This window comes from Caballeronia sp. AZ7_KS35 (assembly GCF_023631045.1).
Taxonomy (GTDB): Bacteria; Pseudomonadota; Gammaproteobacteria; order Burkholderiales; family Burkholderiaceae; genus Caballeronia; species Caballeronia zhejiangensis.
Window position 1 is genome coordinate 149,397 of the sequence record NZ_JALQDV010000008.1, and the last position, 13,629, is coordinate 163,025.

A 13,629-nucleotide genomic window follows, 5' to 3' on the forward strand; every position below is an offset into this window, starting at 1 on the left:
GAAAATCGGTCAAAGCTCTTGGCTGGGACGCTTTCGTCTGCGCGCGCGGCTCGCGCCGGCGCGGTTTATGTCATCCGGCCAGATTGAAAATGGAATTCGGCCCCTTGGGCACGACACGCGCGGCCTCGACGCCAGCCGATTCCGCGCGCCGGTCGCGCAGCACCGCCGACGAACCTTCGCGCGCACGCTGCTGGTCGACCAGATCCTTCAACGAGACGGAATCGAGATACTCGACCATCTTCTGGTTCAGTGTCGCCCAGAGCTCGTGCGTCATGCAGTGGCCGTCGTGCTGCTTCGTGCCTTCGCACGTGCCCTTGCCGCCGCACTGCGTGGCGTCGATCGGCTCGTCGACCGCGATGATGATGTCGGCAACCGTGACGTTCTCCGCGCGGCGCGCGAGGTTGTAGCCGCCGCCCGGTCCGCGAACCGATTCGACGATCTCATGCCGCCGCAGCTTGCCGAAGAGCTGTTCGAGGTAGGAAAGCGAGATGCGCTGGCGCTGACTGATGCCTGCCAGCGTCACCGGGCCCTGCTCCTGGCGCAGCGCCAGGTCGATCATCGCCGTGACGGCGAAACGGCCTTTCGTGGTGAGTCTCATAATTGGGGGCTAACGCTAATACTCGATGGTTTTCGTCAAGTATAAATAGCCCACGTTTTTAGTCAAGTATCCGGGGCGAGATAAGTAGTCTTTTAACGCGTTTTTTTTCGGATCGCGCGGCCGCGCCGCCGCTCAGGCAGTCAACTGAGCGCGTAAGGCTTTCAGCAAGCCTTCACATGCGTCCTCGCATTGGTCGAGCACTTTTTCGAAGCCCTCTTCGCCACCGAAATAGGGATCGACCACCACGCGGCTGTCGTCGCGCGTCGCGAACTCCATCAGCAGGCGAATCTTGTCGCGGTGCTCGGACGGGCAGACTTCCGCCAAGGCGGCGGCGTTGGCGTCGTCCATGACGATGAACAGATCGAAGCGCGCGAAATCGGCCGCGGCGACCTGACGGCCGCGCAAGTTCGACAGATCGTAGCCGCGCTTCTTCGCTGCCTTTTGCGCGCGTTCGTCCGGCGGCTCGCCGATGTGCCAGTCGCCGGTGCCCGCCGAATCGATCACGATGCGCTCAGCCAGTTTCGCGCGCTCGACGAGATCGCGCATCACCGCTTCCGCGCTGGGCGAGCGGCAGATATTGCCGAGACAGACGAAGCAGACCGCGATCGAGTTCATCTAAAGCCGGGAAAAGTCGTGATGTCCGGCGTCGATAGAAACAGCACCGGAATGCGTCCCGAATTATACAAAGGGGCACAAATTCTCGCCCACACGGCTCATTCCATCTTGCGCAACGCTTTCATCGCTCGTCGCGATGGATGTCATGCGTGATGAAGCGCGACTCGCCGTTGGGCATGTCGAGCCAGTCGCGATGCGCAAGCGTGCGGCGCATATCGGAGAGACCGCTTTCCCAGTGTTCGCGCATTGTCGAAAAGCCGAACTGGTAGTCCTTGAAATGCCCCTCGTACTCTTTTTGCCGGTATATCAGGTGGATGATGTTGTAACGCTTCGAACATGCCAGTTCGGCGGCGAGCCTGCACCATTCGTCGCCCTCGCGGACGTCTTCGGGCACGAGATCGAGAACGTGCTGCAACACGTTACGGTAGCGCTGCGCGCGCTGCATCTGATCCGTGACGAGACGCGTGCGGCTCGAATACTGCACGTCCTTCACGCGCCCCATCACGTCGACGATGCTGTCGGGCACCGGCCCGCGCGCGCTCCACAGATCGACCTGGAAGGCGAGCGTGTCGCGGCGTGGCGTCGCCTGCGCGATTTCGTAGAGCGGCGTGTTCGACATGAGACCGCCGTCCCAATAGAACTGGCCGTCGATCTCGACTGCGGCGAAGCCCGGCGGCAAGGCGCCCGAGGCAATGAAATGCTCGGCGCGCAAGCGGATCTGCGTGTTGTCGAAATACGCGAAGTTGCCGGTCGCGACGTTCACCGCGCCTACCGACACGCGCGTTTCGCCGGAATTGATGCGGTCGAAATCGCAAAGCCGCTCGAGCGTGGCCTTGAGCGGCGTGGTGTCGTAATAGCTCGCGGTCTGCGGCGAGCTCGACGCGATCGGCGACGGCGGCGGAAAGCGCGGGATGAAAAATCCCTTCTGCCCTTCGACGATCGCGCCGAAAGCCTGCATCGCGGTGAACGCCTTGCGAATTTCGTCGGCGGAATCGAATAGCGCGCGCTCGAGGAACGCGGGCAACGGGAAACCGAACGCGGGCCGGCAGATCGTCTGCCAGAATTCAAGCAGACGCGTCACGCGATGCTCGGGCGCGTTGCCCGCGATGATCGCCGTGTTGAGCGCGCCGATCGAGATGCCGGCGATCCAGTTCGGATGGATGTCCGCCTCGTGCAACCCTTGATAGACGCCCGCCTGATAGGCGCCGAGCGCGCCCCCGCCCTGGAGCATGAGCGCGATCGTCGCGTAGGGCGGCAGGTGCACGCGGGTTTGCTGCCCGGCGGACGCCCGAGTCCGCGCGCCTTCCCGTCCTATGACTTCTTCGTTCTCGATTTCCGACATCCCGCGCGTTCTCCTTATTGCATGAACCAGCCGTGACTCACGACGAACGATTGCCCCGTCAGCGCCGCCGTTTCGAACGCGGAAAGGAAGAGCACGGTCTGAGCGACGTCCTCGACGGTCGTGAATACGCCATCGACCGTGCCACCGAGCATCACGCGCCTGACGACTTCTTCCTCGCTGATTCTCAACTCCTTCGCCTGCTCGGGAATTTGCTTGTCGACGAGCGGCGTACGCACGAAGCCCGGACAGACGACGTGCGAGCGCACGTTGTGCTTCGCGCCTTCCTTCGCCAGCACGCGCGCGAGGCCGAGCAGTCCGTGTTTCGCGGTCACATAGGCGGACTTCAGCGGCGACGCCTCGTGCGAATGCACCGAACCCATATAGATCACTACCCCGCCGCGATCGTCCTTGTACATATGCTTGAGCGCGGCTTTGGTGGTGAGAAACGCGCCGTCGACGTGGATCGCCATCATCTTCTTCCAGTCGGCGTACGCGTAGTTTTCGATGGGATTGACGATCTGAATGCCCGCGTTCGACACGAGGATGTCCACAGAGCCCAGTTCCGCAGCGACGTGATCGATGCCCTGATTGACGGCGTCTTCGTTCGTCACGTCCATCGCGATGCCGATAGCCTTGCCGCCCTTGCCGCGGATCTCTTCGGCGACCGCGTCCGCGCCCGCCTGATTCAGATCGGCGATGGCGACCGCCGCGCCCGCGCCGGCGAGCGTGAACGCGAGAGCCTTGCCGATACCGCTCGCCGCGCCCGTCACGATCGCGGTCTTGCCGTCGAGCTTACCGTTTGATGACATGCGAACCCCCTATCCAGTGGGAAGACATCGGGTGTATGACAACATCCGTCGGCACGGCTATCAAGCTGGCCGTTCGGCATAGGAAAAGTCGGGCGAAACTCAGAACGCTTAGGCCATTCGGCCGACTGTTCATGAAAGTCCGGGAGCGGTTATTGTGCATGAAGGACGCAATGCGCCGCAGCACGCGCTGGGCGTCGTGAGTCATGCAGCGCACGGGGTCGGCTAGAATAGGCGCCCTTCCGCCGCACCTTTTCATTTTGCTTCTCGCGCCCGACGCGGGCCTCCTGTCATGCTCAGTTACCGTCACGCCTTTCATGCGGGCAACCACGCCGATGTGCTGAAACACGCGATCGTCATTCAGATGCTTCGCTATCTCGGCCAGAAGGACAAATCGTATTGGTATGTCGACACGCACGCCGGCGCCGGAGTGTATTCGCTCACCGAAGGCTTCGCGACGAAGAACGCCGAGTTCGAGACGGGCATCGGCAAGCTTTGGGATCGCGGCGACCTGCCGGCGCTGCTCGCCGACTATGTCGACGAAGTGAAGGCATTGAATCCCGATGGCGGTCTGCGTTTCTATCCCGGCTCGCCCTATCTGGCCTGGCGCACGATGCGCGAGCAGGATCGCATGCGGCTTTTCGAGTTGCACAGCACGGAAATCGACGTGCTGCGCCACAATTTCCGCGATGCCGGCCGGCGCGCGATGATCTACGAAGGCGACGGCTTCGACGGCATCAAGGCGATTCTTCCGCCGCCGCCGAGGCGTGCGCTCGTGCTGATCGATCCGTCGTACGAGGACAAGCGCGACTACGCCCGCACGATTACGTGCCTCGAAGAAAGTATCAAGCGCTTCTCGACCGGAACGTATGCGGTCTGGTACCCGATCGTCACGCGCCAGGAGTCGCAGCGTTTCGCCGATCAGCTGAAGGCCATCCAGCCGAACGGCTGGCTGCATGCGGCCCTCACGGTGAGGAAACCGCCGATGGACGGCTTCGGGTTGTTCGGCAGCGGCATGTTCGTAATCAACCCGCCCTACACGCTGGCGAAGGAACTGAAGGAATCACTGCCCTACCTCGTCGACGCGCTCGGCGAGGACGGCAACGCTTCGTTCAAGCTTGAACATCGCGCCGACTGAGCACGGTTTCGGGGTCAGGGATAAGGCGCGCGCGGAGTTCTGGGGCGCACGCCGCCGCCAGGCTGAACGGGCACCGTGTTCTGTCCGCTTGAATATTCGACGTATGGTGAAACGACGATGGGCGGTTGAGCCTCCTGCGGGATGCCGGGCAATGTCGCCATCGGCACCATGCCCGGGCCGCCGAGCGGGCCGCTCTGGAGCACCGTGCCGCTCACGCCGCTGTGGATACCGGTTTGCGTATCGAGTACGAGCGGTTCGCCGCCCGGCTTGGCGAGCGCCGGTTGCGAGCCGGGCAAGACTGCGGCGAGCGCGATGCAAACCTGCGTGACTTTCGTGATTCGATGGCGGAACCCGATATTCGTCGTGTCATTGATATGGCCTGGCATCGCGCGCTCTTTTGTGTAGACGAAACCGCTTTACCTTACCCCGGTGGCAAGCTTTAGGCTAGGTGGTTCGACACATAAGCAGCCTTGCAACCGCCCCTTCCACAGGAGATACGATGAAATCAACAAGAATCGCACTTGCCATCTTCACCATCCTCTGCAGCGCAAGCGTGAATGCCCAGACCGCCGCGCCGGCGAGCGATGCAATGCCAGGCATGAATATGGAACAGCACGAGCCGAAGCCGACGGACGTCTCGTCCACCGCCGCGTTCCAGGCCGCCGATCAGAAAATGATGTCGGGCATGTCGAGCATCGAGTACACGGGGGACGCCGACCGGGATTTCGTCGCGCACATGATTCCGCATCATCAGGGCGCGGTGGAAATGGCGAAGGTCGAACTGAAGTACGGCAAGGACGCCAAGCTGCGCAAGCTGGCGAAGGACATCATCGCCGCGCAGAACAAGGAAATCGCATTCATGAAACAGTGGCTGGAGCAGCATCCGCACAAGCAGTAAAACGCTCCGCTCACGTGACGAGCAAAAAGCAAAAGCCCAGCAATTGCGGGGCTTTTGCTTTCACATCGGGCGTGTTCGACGCCAGGAACGAAACGCTTAAGCGTTGTAGCCGTTCGTTTCCAGCGAGCGGATGCGCTGTTCAAGCTGGACGATGTCCGTCGATTGCGCAAGATAGGCTTCGCGGCGGCGCTGCTCGGCGGCTTCAAACCAGATGCTCAGTTTTTCGATGAGGAATGCAAACATGGTGTTCTCCAAGGTCTTCGAAAGATCCCTGGCGGTTCGGGTCAGGGATTACCCGCGTTAGGGAATACCCGGATTATAGGGGAGAACGTCCGTGCCGGGGTAGTGAAATGCTTGAATAGTGTGCATTCGGATTCGGAATGGTGCAGGCCGCATTCTTGCTTAAACCACTGATTTCTCGTATCAATTCGCTCATTGTCAACAATCTGGTCGTTGCACATGCACCATTTTCGTGCATTACTGCGCCAGCTTGTCCAATATCGGGCAATCCGGCCGCGCGTCGCCGTGACAATGATTAGCCAGATGCGACAGCGTGTCGCGCATCTCGGTTAATTCGGCGATCCGCCGGTCCAGTTCCGCAACATGTTCCAGCGCAATCGACTTCACCTCCGCGCTCGCCCGCGACCGGTCCTGCCACAAGGCGAGCAGCTTGCGGATATCGTCGACGAGAAAACCGAGCCGGCGTGCCTGCCGCACGAAACGCAGCGCGTGGACCTCGTGATCGCCATACACGCGATATCCCGATGACGTCCGTCCGACCGGATTGAGCAATCCGACGCTCTCGTAGTAGCGGATCATTTTCGCGGTCACGCCCGAGGCGCGGGCCGCTTCGCCGATATTCATCGTCTGCTCCTGAAAAATGTCATTCCGACTCTACACCTTCCCATGATGGCAAGGTATACGATGTCGTTGATCCGGACTTTTTCAAGGGGAAACAGCAATGACCGAATTCGAAGTTCAGGGCATGAGTTGCCAGCACTGCGTCGCCGCTGTGACGCGCTCGATTCAGGAAATCGATCCGCAAGCGCAAGTTCGCGTCGATCTGGAGCGAGGCAAGGTCGCCGTCGAATCCGCAAAATCGAACGATGCGCTCAAGGAAGCCATCGACGAGGCCGGCTATACGGTCGTCGGCGTCGCTTCGGCATGAGGCAAAACGAGCGCTTTACCGTCGCGCTGATCGGGGCGTCGGGGTTGCTGGGCCGGGCGGTTGCCACGGAACTGGCGAGCGCGGCCAGCACGCAGACGTGGCGCGTCGTGCATACGGCTCACCGGCGCGCCGACGCCGCGAGCGTGAAGCTCGACCTGCTCGACCATGACGCGGTACGCGCGTTCGTGCGCGATCTCGCGCCGGATGCGATCGTGGTCGCGGCAGCGGAGCGGCGTCCGGACATCTGCGAAAACGATCCGGCGCTCGCGCGCGCGTTGAATGTCGAGGCGTTGAGCGTGATCGCCACCGAAGCGCGCGCGCTCGGCACATGGGTATTGTCGATTTCGACCGACTACGTCTTCGACGGCGCGTCGCCGCCCTATTTGCCCGACGACGCGCCCGCGCCGCTCAACGCCTACGGCCAGAGCAAGCTCGACGGCGAACGCGCGCTGCTCGCGAGCGATCCGATGTCCTGCGTGCTGCGTCTGCCGCTGCTTTACGGGCCGTTCACCGACTGGAGCGAATCTGCGGTGACGAGCCTCACGCCCGCGATCGTGAAATCGTCCGAGGCTGCCGGCGCGCCCGCCTCGATGGACGCCTGGGCGACGCGTTATCCGACATACACGCCCGATGTCGCCGTGGTGATTCGCGGCATGCTCGAACATCACGCGAAAGGCGCGACGATCTCCGGGATCACGCAATGGTCCGGCGACGAGCCGATGACGAAGTTCGATATCGCCGAACGCATCGCGCGAGCACTGAAAGTGGACGCGAAGCTCGTTGCGCAGCGCACGCCCGCGGACGCGACGCCGCGCCCGCGCGACTGTCATCTCGATTCCGGCCGGCTGGAAGCGCTGGGCATCGGCCGGCGCACGCCGTTCGACATCGCGATCGGCAGACTGCTCGCGAAGTATCCGGACGTCTCATCTCAGTGAAAATCGCGGCTCGGCGCGGCCAGGCGGCCGAGCAAAGCACTATGGTCTTCGAGCCGCTGCGCCACCAGATGGCGCACCTCGCCTTCCATTTGCCAGACGCCGTGCACGCCGAGCAGCGACGCGCCTAGCAGCACCTTGCGCTGTTTCTCGACGAGCCCCGGCCAGACGATCACGTTGATTGCGCCCGTTTCGTCCTCGATCGATACGAAAATCGTGCCGTTGGCCGTGCCCGGCCGCTGCCGCACCGTCACGATGCCGCACGCCCGCACGAAGCGCCCGTTTCTGATATCCGCGAGTTCGGCCGCGGTCTTGAAGCGCATACGCGCGAGCTTCGCGCGCAAAAGCGCGAGCGGATGCCGATTGAGCGTGAGCCCGAGACTCGCGTAATCGTCGACGATTTCGCGACCTTCCGATGCTTCCGGCAACAGCAGCGGCGCCTCGCTCATCGGCGCGTCGCGCAGCAATTCCGGCGCGCGCTGCTGTGCGGTGACCGCCCACCACGCCTGACGCCGGTGTCCTGCAATGCTCGCGAGCGCATTGCCCGCCGCGAGCGCTTCGAGTTCGCGGCGCGACAACGCGGCACGGCGCGTGAGATCGTCGACATCGATGAACGGCGCTTCTGCGCGCGCGGCCATGATCCGCTCGGCCGCCGCTTGCGGCAGACCTTTGATCAGTTGCAGGCCGATCCGCACGCCTGGCCCTTTCGCGCCGTATTGCCGTCCATCCAGCTCGACGCGCTTTCTGAGCCTGCGCGCCGCTCGCTGCACGGTCTTCCGGAACACGCGATCCGACTCTGCCGCGCCGTAAAACTGTTGACGCCGCCGCTCCTTGCCGGCATCGAACCCGATGCGCTCGCCATCGCCGGCGCGCGCTTCCAGCACCGACTCCCAATCACTCAGCGAAACATCGGGCGCGAACACCGGCACGCCGTGACGCCGCGCGTCCTGCACGAGTTGCGACGGCGAATAAAAGCCGAGCGGCTGGCTGTTCAGCAGGCCGGCCAGAAACGCCGCGGGCTCGTAACGCTTGATCCACGCGCTGAAGTAGACGAGCAGCGCGAAGCTCGCCGAGTGACTCTCAGGAAAGCCGTATTCGCCGAAACCCTCGATCTGCTTGCACACGCGCGCGGCGAAATCGTGCTCGTAGCCGCGCGCGAGCATCTTCTGCATGAGATCGGCTTGATACTTTTCCAGATGACTGCCGCGGCGCCACGCGGCCATCGCGCGGCGCAACTGATCGGCCTGTTCCGCCGTGTAGCCCGCCGCGACCATCGCGAGCTTCATCACCTGCTCCTGAAAGATCGGCACGCCGAGCGTGCGGCCGAGCACCGGCCGCAGTTCCTCTTTCGGATAATCCTCCTCTTCCAGGCCCTGCTTGCGGCGCAAATACGGATGCACCATGCCGCCCTGGATCGGGCCGGGCCGCACGATCGCCACTTCGATGACGAGGTCGTAATACTTCTGAGGCCGCAAGCGCGGCAGCATGCTCTGCTGCGCACGCGATTCGATCTGAAACACGCCGATGGTGTCCGCGCGGCAGCACATTTCGTAGACGGCCTTGTCCTCGCGACGAATATGCGACAGCCCGAAGCCCGGCACGCCGCGCCGCAGCGCGACGAATTCGAGCGCGCGCCGGATCGCCGAAAGCATGCCGAGCGCGAGCACGTCGACTTTCAGGAGCTTCAGCTGATCGATGTCGTCCTTGTCCCATTGAATCACGCAGCGGTCCTTCATCGCGGCGTTTTCGATCGGCACGAGCCGCGACAGACGTTCCCGCGCGATCACGAAGCCACCGACATGCTGCGACAAATGCCGCGGAAAGCCGCGCAACTCGCGCGTGAGCCGGATCAGATGCTTCGTGACGTGCGAATCGTCGCTGAAGCCGGCTTCCCGGAGATAACCCGCCACCGCCGACGGCCCGTCCCACCATTGCTGCGATTTGCCGATGCGCTCGATCAGCGATGCATCGAGCCCGAGCGCCTTGCCGACATCCTTCAGCGCGCTGCGCGTGTGATACGTGATGAGCGACGCCGTCAGCGACGCGCGATGCCGCCCGTACTTCTGATAGATGTACTGGATGACTTCCTCGCGCCGCTGATGCTCGAAATCGACATCGATGTCGGGCGGCTCGTTGCGCGCTTGCGAGATGAAGCGCTCGATCAGAAGACCCATCCGCACCGGATCGAGCTCGGTGATGAAGAGGCAATAACAAATGATCGAATTCGCCGCCGAGCCGCGTCCCTGACACAAAATCCCTTTGCTGCGCGCGAACGCGACGATGTCGTAGACCGTCAGGAAGTACTTCTCGTATTCCAGCTTCGCGACGAGCGCCAGTTCCTTGTCGATGAGACCGATCGTCTCGGCGTCCATGCCGTTCGGCCAGCGCTGCAGCGCGCCCGCCATCACCCGCTTGCGCAGATAGCTCGCGGGTGTCTCGCCGGGCGGCACCAGTTCCTCGGGATATTCGTACTTGAGTTCGTCGAGCGAGAAGGTGCAGCGCGCGGCCACCTTCAACGTTTCCCGGATCGCCTCTTTCGGATAAAGCGCGCCGATGCGCAACCGCGTGCGCAGATGCCGCTCCGCGTTCGCTTCGAGCGCATAGCCGCATTCGGCGAGCGGCCGGTTCAGGCGAATCGCGGTGAGCGTGTCCTGCAAGGGCTTGCGCGAGCGCGCGTGCATCAGCGCACCGCTTGCCGCGATGAGCGGCAATCCGCTCGCCTGCGCGATCACGCGGCACGAAGCGAGACGCTCGTCGTCGCTGCCGTCCTGCCAGAGCTCCAGCGCGAGCCACGCGCGGCCCGCGGCGAAACCGGCCAGCCAGTGCGCGCGATCGAGCGTATCGGCGAGCGTCGCTGCGCGCTGCGGCACGAGAATCAGCAGGCAATCGGGCAAGTGCTTCAGATGCGCGATATCGCCGCGCAAGTCCGATGTATCGGATGAAGCGGCGGGATCGGTGAAGTCTTCCGGACCGATCCGATAGCTGCCCTTCGGCGAACGCGCGCGCGCGTGCGAAATCAGCTCGGACAGGTTGCCGTAGCCCGCCCGATTTGTCGCGAGCGCGATGAGCGTGCAGAACGGCTCGCCATCGGCGTCCGTGAGATGCAGTTCGCTGCCGATGATCAGCTTCAGATCCTGCCTCTTGGGCGGCGGCTCGCCGGCAAGCCGCGCGGCTTCGGCGTCGGCTTGCGCCTTCGCCTCGATGTCCTTGATCGCGGCATGCGCGCGCACGACGCCCGCGAGCGAGCATTCATCCGTAATCGCGAGCGCGGTGTAGCCGTGTTCGAGCGCGGCCGCCGCCAGTTCCTGCGGATGCGATGCGCCGCGCAGAAACGAAAAGTTACTCAGGCAATGCAGTTCGGCATAACCGGGCAACAACGCCGACGCCGACATCGAGCCGGGAAACGCGTTGTCTCCATCCAGACCGATGATGTCGTTCAGATCATCCATCGCGCATCATCCGAAAAAACCGTGCAGGAACCAGTCGCCCGTAAGACGTTCGCGATAGAGCCAGAACATGCGCCCGCGATCGTCGGCGGCGACGTAGTAATCGCGCTGGACGCCGTTGCCGTCCCACCATCCCGCCTCGATACGCTCGGTCCGGCTGATCAGCTTCAACGGACGCCGATAGAACGGCCGCTCGTTGCGCAGCATCAGCTTTTGCGGCGTTTCGAGTATCCACGACGGACGCGGCTGCTGAGGCACGGCGAGATCGGGAAGTTCGAGCGGTTCGTCTGACTCCGTTTGCACTTCGGGTTCTGCTTCTGCCCTTGCCGTTTGCGTCTTCGGCGACTTTTTTCCGCGCTTGGATTTCGTTTCGCTTGCGGGCTTATAAGGTTCGACGGTCATCGCCGCCTCGGGCCGATGATCGTCGCGCGCGACCAGTTGCACCACGTTCTCCGCGCCCAGCCGCGCGCTCAGGCGTTCGAGCAGTTGCGCCATCGATTCGCTGTCGGAACCAGGCATCGGAAACAAGGTGTCGGGCGGCGGCGCATGCTCGCTGACCTTGTCGGCCAGGAGTTTCATCTCGATGACGGGCGCGGCGAGCGTCGTCTGATTCAGCTTCTCGCGCAAGAGCCACAGGATGTGGTCGGCGTCGCGCGTCGGCACGGCCCACGCCACCTTGAATGTCGACGTTTTCGGCGCGTGACGGGCGGCCAGTTCGTGTTCGAGCAAGAGCGAAAATTCGCTGACCGCCGCATGATGCGCAGAGAGCCAGCCGGCGAGTTGCAGCACGAGCCGGCGCGCGGCGAACAGCAGCGCCTCGGCGCTTTCCACGCGCGCCTGCAATTCGAGCCGCGCTTCGAACGACGCCGGCGCACAAAATGCCTCACGCGGGTCGGGCGCCTGTCCGTACGCTTGCGCGAGCCATTGCAGAACGCCTTGCCCGAAGCGGCGCGCGACGCCCTTGCGCGGCAGACGACGCAAATCGGCGAGCGTCGCGCAACCGATCTGCTCGAACACGTTGCCGTGCGAATGCGCCGATGGGATGAGCGATACGGGCAACTCATCGAGTACGTGCACGAGCGTCGTCTCTTTCACGATGCGTACGCGCCGCGCGACCCGGCGCGTGCGCGCGTGCGCCAGCAGCCACGCGCCCCACGCTGTCGGCGCGCAGCCCATGCGGGACGTGAAGCCACATCCTTTAACCGTCGATGTCACTCTGGACAGCAACGCGCGCAATCCGCCGAAGAGCCGCATGCTGGCGCCGACTTCGAGCAGTACCGTATTCGCATGCGCGAGCACGACTTTGGGCGTGAACGCGAGCAGCGCCAGCGCAACGGCTTCGAGCGCGTTCTGCTCCTCGCGAATGTCGACGGCAAGCAGCGTCAGTTGGGGCGCGAGCGCGAACGCATGCGAGCGCGTGCTGCCGGGCCGCACGCCGAGCCGAAACGCGACGAGATCGGGCATCAGGACGCGCGCGTGATCGGCTAGCGCGAAGCATGACTGATCGATATTGTCATTCGCCGTCGAGCTCGCTCCAGGCGATGTCGAGTTCGCCGGCGCTGAGGGCATCGAAGGCGGCCTGACGGCTTCGAGCGATAAAAGCGGCAATGTCACCGCTATCCACAACATGTTTGACCTCTCGTGCTTTCCTTGCCTGATGCGCCCGACGAATATGTTCGGGCAGCGCAGGCATCTGCAGCGGCAAGTTCAACTGCAAGGGCTTGCCGAGCAATGGGCCGCGCCGCTTGATGATGTCGATTTCGAGCATGACGGCCTGCATCCATTCGCGACGGTTCATCGTCTGCGCGTTGGCGGGAAGTATCGGCTTGCAGACCATGCGCAGCGGCGCAGCGGAGGATTGCTTCGCCGCCTTGAGCGGGCGGAATAGAAATGCCAGCGACTGCGCTTCCTGAGCCGCCACCTGCAGTCTTCGCAAGGCTTTGGCATCGACTTGTGGTAGCCAGATCAGCACTGCGCCGATGCCTTCCTGCTTCAACGACTGCTCCGCGGCCCAGAGCACCTGATCCTCGGCCGCTTTGACCCAGACCAGCTTGTTCACCGCGATGTTCATCGTCCGAAGCGCGGCCAGATTGGGCTTCCACGGTGGCGCGACGAAGATGACGGAGCGGCCTTTGCTTGCTGTCAGTTCGCGGATCGAGTGCGCGAGCAGTCTGATTTCGCCTACGCCACTCTCTTCGATCAGCAACTCGGTGACTGAGCCGGGCATCCAGCCTGCGCCGGGCAAGGCCAAGTCGAGCGCTCGAAAGCCGCTCGAGATGATGTTCGAATCGGGATCGTTGACCGGACTGCCCTGCCAGACCTGACGCTGCAGATGCGATGTCAGCCCGATGTCGAGCAATGAAAGTGCTGCACCCATGAGTTTTCCCCGTCCGACGCGAATACAGGGGCCTGCTCATGGCGCAAGCGCTCGGTGGGCCTCCGGTTTACTGTATATTTATACAGTATTTTTGCGGGCGAGGGTAAACAGCTGGCGGATAGAAGGATGCGCCGATGGGGCGCGAGGCGAGTCGCAGCGCGGGTTATCCGGATTCGCAGATGCCGCGCCCCAACGCAAAAACCCCACCTTTTGGGGTGGGGTTTTTGTTTGAAGCATGAGGAGCCTGACGATTACCTACTTTCACACGGGTATCCGCACTATCATCGGCGTGGAGTCGTTTCACGGTCC

14 protein-coding genes are annotated in these 13,629 nt (G+C 63.2%); 4 read left to right on the forward strand and 10 right to left on the reverse strand.

The features are described from left to right. Window positions 1–70: 70 nt before the first annotated feature. From iscR to NCT05_RS10125, 4 genes are all read right to left on the reverse strand, one after another. The gene (iscR, locus tag NCT05_RS10110; RefSeq protein WP_008349204.1) at window positions 71–598 is read right to left on the reverse strand and encodes a Fe-S cluster assembly transcriptional regulator IscR; all 528 of its coding nucleotides are present in this window, start codon (window positions 596–598) and stop codon (window positions 71–73) included. Window positions 599–730: 132 nt separating this feature from the next. Continuing rightward, complete coding sequence (locus NCT05_RS10115) at window positions 731–1,213, reverse strand: low molecular weight protein-tyrosine-phosphatase (protein WP_175982303.1); 483 nt, start codon at window positions 1,211–1,213, stop codon at window positions 731–733. Window positions 1,214–1,334: 121 nt separating this feature from the next. Then, window positions 1,335–2,555, reverse strand: coding sequence for a DUF3734 domain-containing protein (locus tag NCT05_RS10120; RefSeq protein WP_250502207.1), 1,221 nt, complete (start codon window positions 2,553–2,555; stop codon window positions 1,335–1,337). Between the two features lie 14 nt (window positions 2,556–2,569). Further along, window positions 2,570–3,364 (reverse strand): 3-hydroxybutyrate dehydrogenase, encoded by a 795-nt coding sequence (locus tag NCT05_RS10125; protein WP_250502208.1) that lies wholly within the window; start codon window positions 3,362–3,364, stop codon window positions 2,570–2,572. Window positions 3,365–3,653: 289 nt separating this feature from the next. Between NCT05_RS10125 and NCT05_RS10130 the strand changes: the two genes are divergently transcribed. Further along, the gene (locus NCT05_RS10130; protein ID WP_250502209.1) at window positions 3,654–4,499 is read left to right on the forward strand and encodes a 23S rRNA (adenine(2030)-N(6))-methyltransferase RlmJ; all 846 of its coding nucleotides are present in this window, start codon (window positions 3,654–3,656) and stop codon (window positions 4,497–4,499) included. 14 nt (window positions 4,500–4,513) lie between these two features. Here NCT05_RS10130 and NCT05_RS10135 read toward each other — a convergent pair whose 3' ends face one another. After that, window positions 4,514–4,885, reverse strand: a complete 372-nt coding sequence (locus NCT05_RS10135) for a hypothetical protein (RefSeq protein WP_250502210.1) — start codon at window positions 4,883–4,885, stop codon at window positions 4,514–4,516. 113 nt (window positions 4,886–4,998) lie between these two features. On the opposite strand from NCT05_RS10135, the gene copM reads away from it, so the two are divergent. Beyond that, entirely contained in the window at window positions 4,999–5,397 is a 399-nt protein-coding gene (gene copM, locus NCT05_RS10140) for a CopM family metallochaperone (protein ID WP_008349197.1), read from the forward strand. A gap of 96 nt (window positions 5,398–5,493) precedes the next feature. Here the strand turns inward: copM and NCT05_RS10145 are convergent, their stop codons facing one another. Continuing rightward, the gene (locus tag NCT05_RS10145) at window positions 5,494–5,640 is read right to left on the reverse strand and encodes a DUF3563 family protein (protein ID WP_008349196.1); all 147 of its coding nucleotides are present in this window, start codon (window positions 5,638–5,640) and stop codon (window positions 5,494–5,496) included. A gap of 234 nt (window positions 5,641–5,874) precedes the next feature. Continuing rightward, entirely contained in the window at window positions 5,875–6,261 is a 387-nt protein-coding gene (cueR, locus tag NCT05_RS10150; RefSeq protein ID WP_008349194.1) for a Cu(I)-responsive transcriptional regulator, read from the reverse strand. Between the two features lie 97 nt (window positions 6,262–6,358). Between cueR and NCT05_RS10155 the strand changes: the two genes are divergently transcribed. Further along, window positions 6,359–6,565, forward strand: coding sequence for a heavy-metal-associated domain-containing protein (locus tag NCT05_RS10155; protein WP_008349193.1), 207 nt, complete (start codon window positions 6,359–6,361; stop codon window positions 6,563–6,565). Then, complete coding sequence (locus NCT05_RS10160; protein ID WP_008349192.1) at window positions 6,562–7,500, forward strand: dTDP-4-dehydrorhamnose reductase family protein; 939 nt, start codon at window positions 6,562–6,564, stop codon at window positions 7,498–7,500. Before NCT05_RS10155 ends, NCT05_RS10160 begins: the two co-directional genes overlap by 4 nt. Here NCT05_RS10160 and NCT05_RS10165 read toward each other — a convergent pair. The 3 genes from NCT05_RS10165 to imuA are packed head-to-tail and all read right to left on the reverse strand — an operon-like array spanning window position 7,494 to window position 13,320. Beyond that, window positions 7,494–10,946: an error-prone DNA polymerase gene (locus tag NCT05_RS10165; RefSeq protein ID WP_502801781.1), complete on the reverse strand. Its 3,453-nt coding sequence runs from the start codon at window positions 10,944–10,946 to the stop codon at window positions 7,494–7,496. The two genes, NCT05_RS10160 and NCT05_RS10165, sit on opposite strands and share 7 nt — an antisense overlap. 6 nt (window positions 10,947–10,952) lie before the next feature. Beyond that, entirely contained in the window at window positions 10,953–12,512 is a 1,560-nt protein-coding gene (locus tag NCT05_RS10170) for a Y-family DNA polymerase (protein ID WP_502801782.1), read from the reverse strand. Further along, a complete protein-coding gene (gene imuA / locus NCT05_RS10175) occupies window positions 12,457–13,320 on the reverse strand; it encodes a translesion DNA synthesis-associated protein ImuA (protein WP_008349189.1) in 864 nt (287 codons plus the stop codon). The genes NCT05_RS10170 and imuA overlap by 56 nt, the downstream gene beginning before the upstream one ends. Window positions 13,321–13,629 lie beyond the last annotated feature (309 nt).

What these genes read in the sequence shown, in the direction of transcription:
- iscR (WP_008349204.1), bottom strand. Translation starts at nt 598, where the DNA reads ATGAGACTCACCACGAAAGGCCGTTTCGCCGTCACGGCGATGATCGAC.
- NCT05_RS10125 (WP_250502208.1), bottom strand. Translation starts at nt 3,364, where the DNA reads ATGTCATCAAACGGTAAGCTCGACGGCAAGACCGCGATCGTGACGGGC.
- NCT05_RS10115 (WP_175982303.1), bottom strand. Translation starts at nt 1,213, where the DNA reads ATGAACTCGATCGCGGTCTGCTTCGTCTGTCTCGGCAATATCTGCCGC.
- NCT05_RS10130 (WP_250502209.1), top strand. Translation starts at nt 3,654, where the DNA reads ATGCTCAGTTACCGTCACGCCTTTCATGCGGGCAACCACGCCGATGTG.
- NCT05_RS10165 (WP_502801781.1), bottom strand. Translation starts at nt 10,946, where the DNA reads ATGGATGATCTGAACGACATCATCGGTCTGGATGGAGACAACGCGTTT.
- NCT05_RS10145 (WP_008349196.1), bottom strand. Translation starts at nt 5,640, where the DNA reads ATGTTTGCATTCCTCATCGAAAAACTGAGCATCTGGTTTGAAGCCGCC.
- cueR (WP_008349194.1), bottom strand. Translation starts at nt 6,261, where the DNA reads ATGAATATCGGCGAAGCGGCCCGCGCCTCGGGCGTGACCGCGAAAATG.
- imuA (WP_008349189.1), bottom strand. Translation starts at nt 13,320, where the DNA reads ATGGGTGCAGCACTTTCATTGCTCGACATCGGGCTGACATCGCATCTG.
- NCT05_RS10120 (WP_250502207.1), bottom strand. Translation starts at nt 2,555, where the DNA reads ATGTCGGAAATCGAGAACGAAGAAGTCATAGGACGGGAAGGCGCGCGG.
- NCT05_RS10155 (WP_008349193.1), top strand. Translation starts at nt 6,359, where the DNA reads ATGACCGAATTCGAAGTTCAGGGCATGAGTTGCCAGCACTGCGTCGCC.
- copM (WP_008349197.1), top strand. Translation starts at nt 4,999, where the DNA reads ATGAAATCAACAAGAATCGCACTTGCCATCTTCACCATCCTCTGCAGC.
- NCT05_RS10160 (WP_008349192.1), top strand. Translation starts at nt 6,562, where the DNA reads ATGAGGCAAAACGAGCGCTTTACCGTCGCGCTGATCGGGGCGTCGGGG.
- NCT05_RS10135 (WP_250502210.1), bottom strand. Translation starts at nt 4,885, where the DNA reads ATGCCAGGCCATATCAATGACACGACGAATATCGGGTTCCGCCATCGA.
- NCT05_RS10170 (WP_502801782.1), bottom strand. Translation starts at nt 12,512, where the DNA reads ATGCCCTCAGCGCCGGCGAACTCGACATCGCCTGGAGCGAGCTCGACG.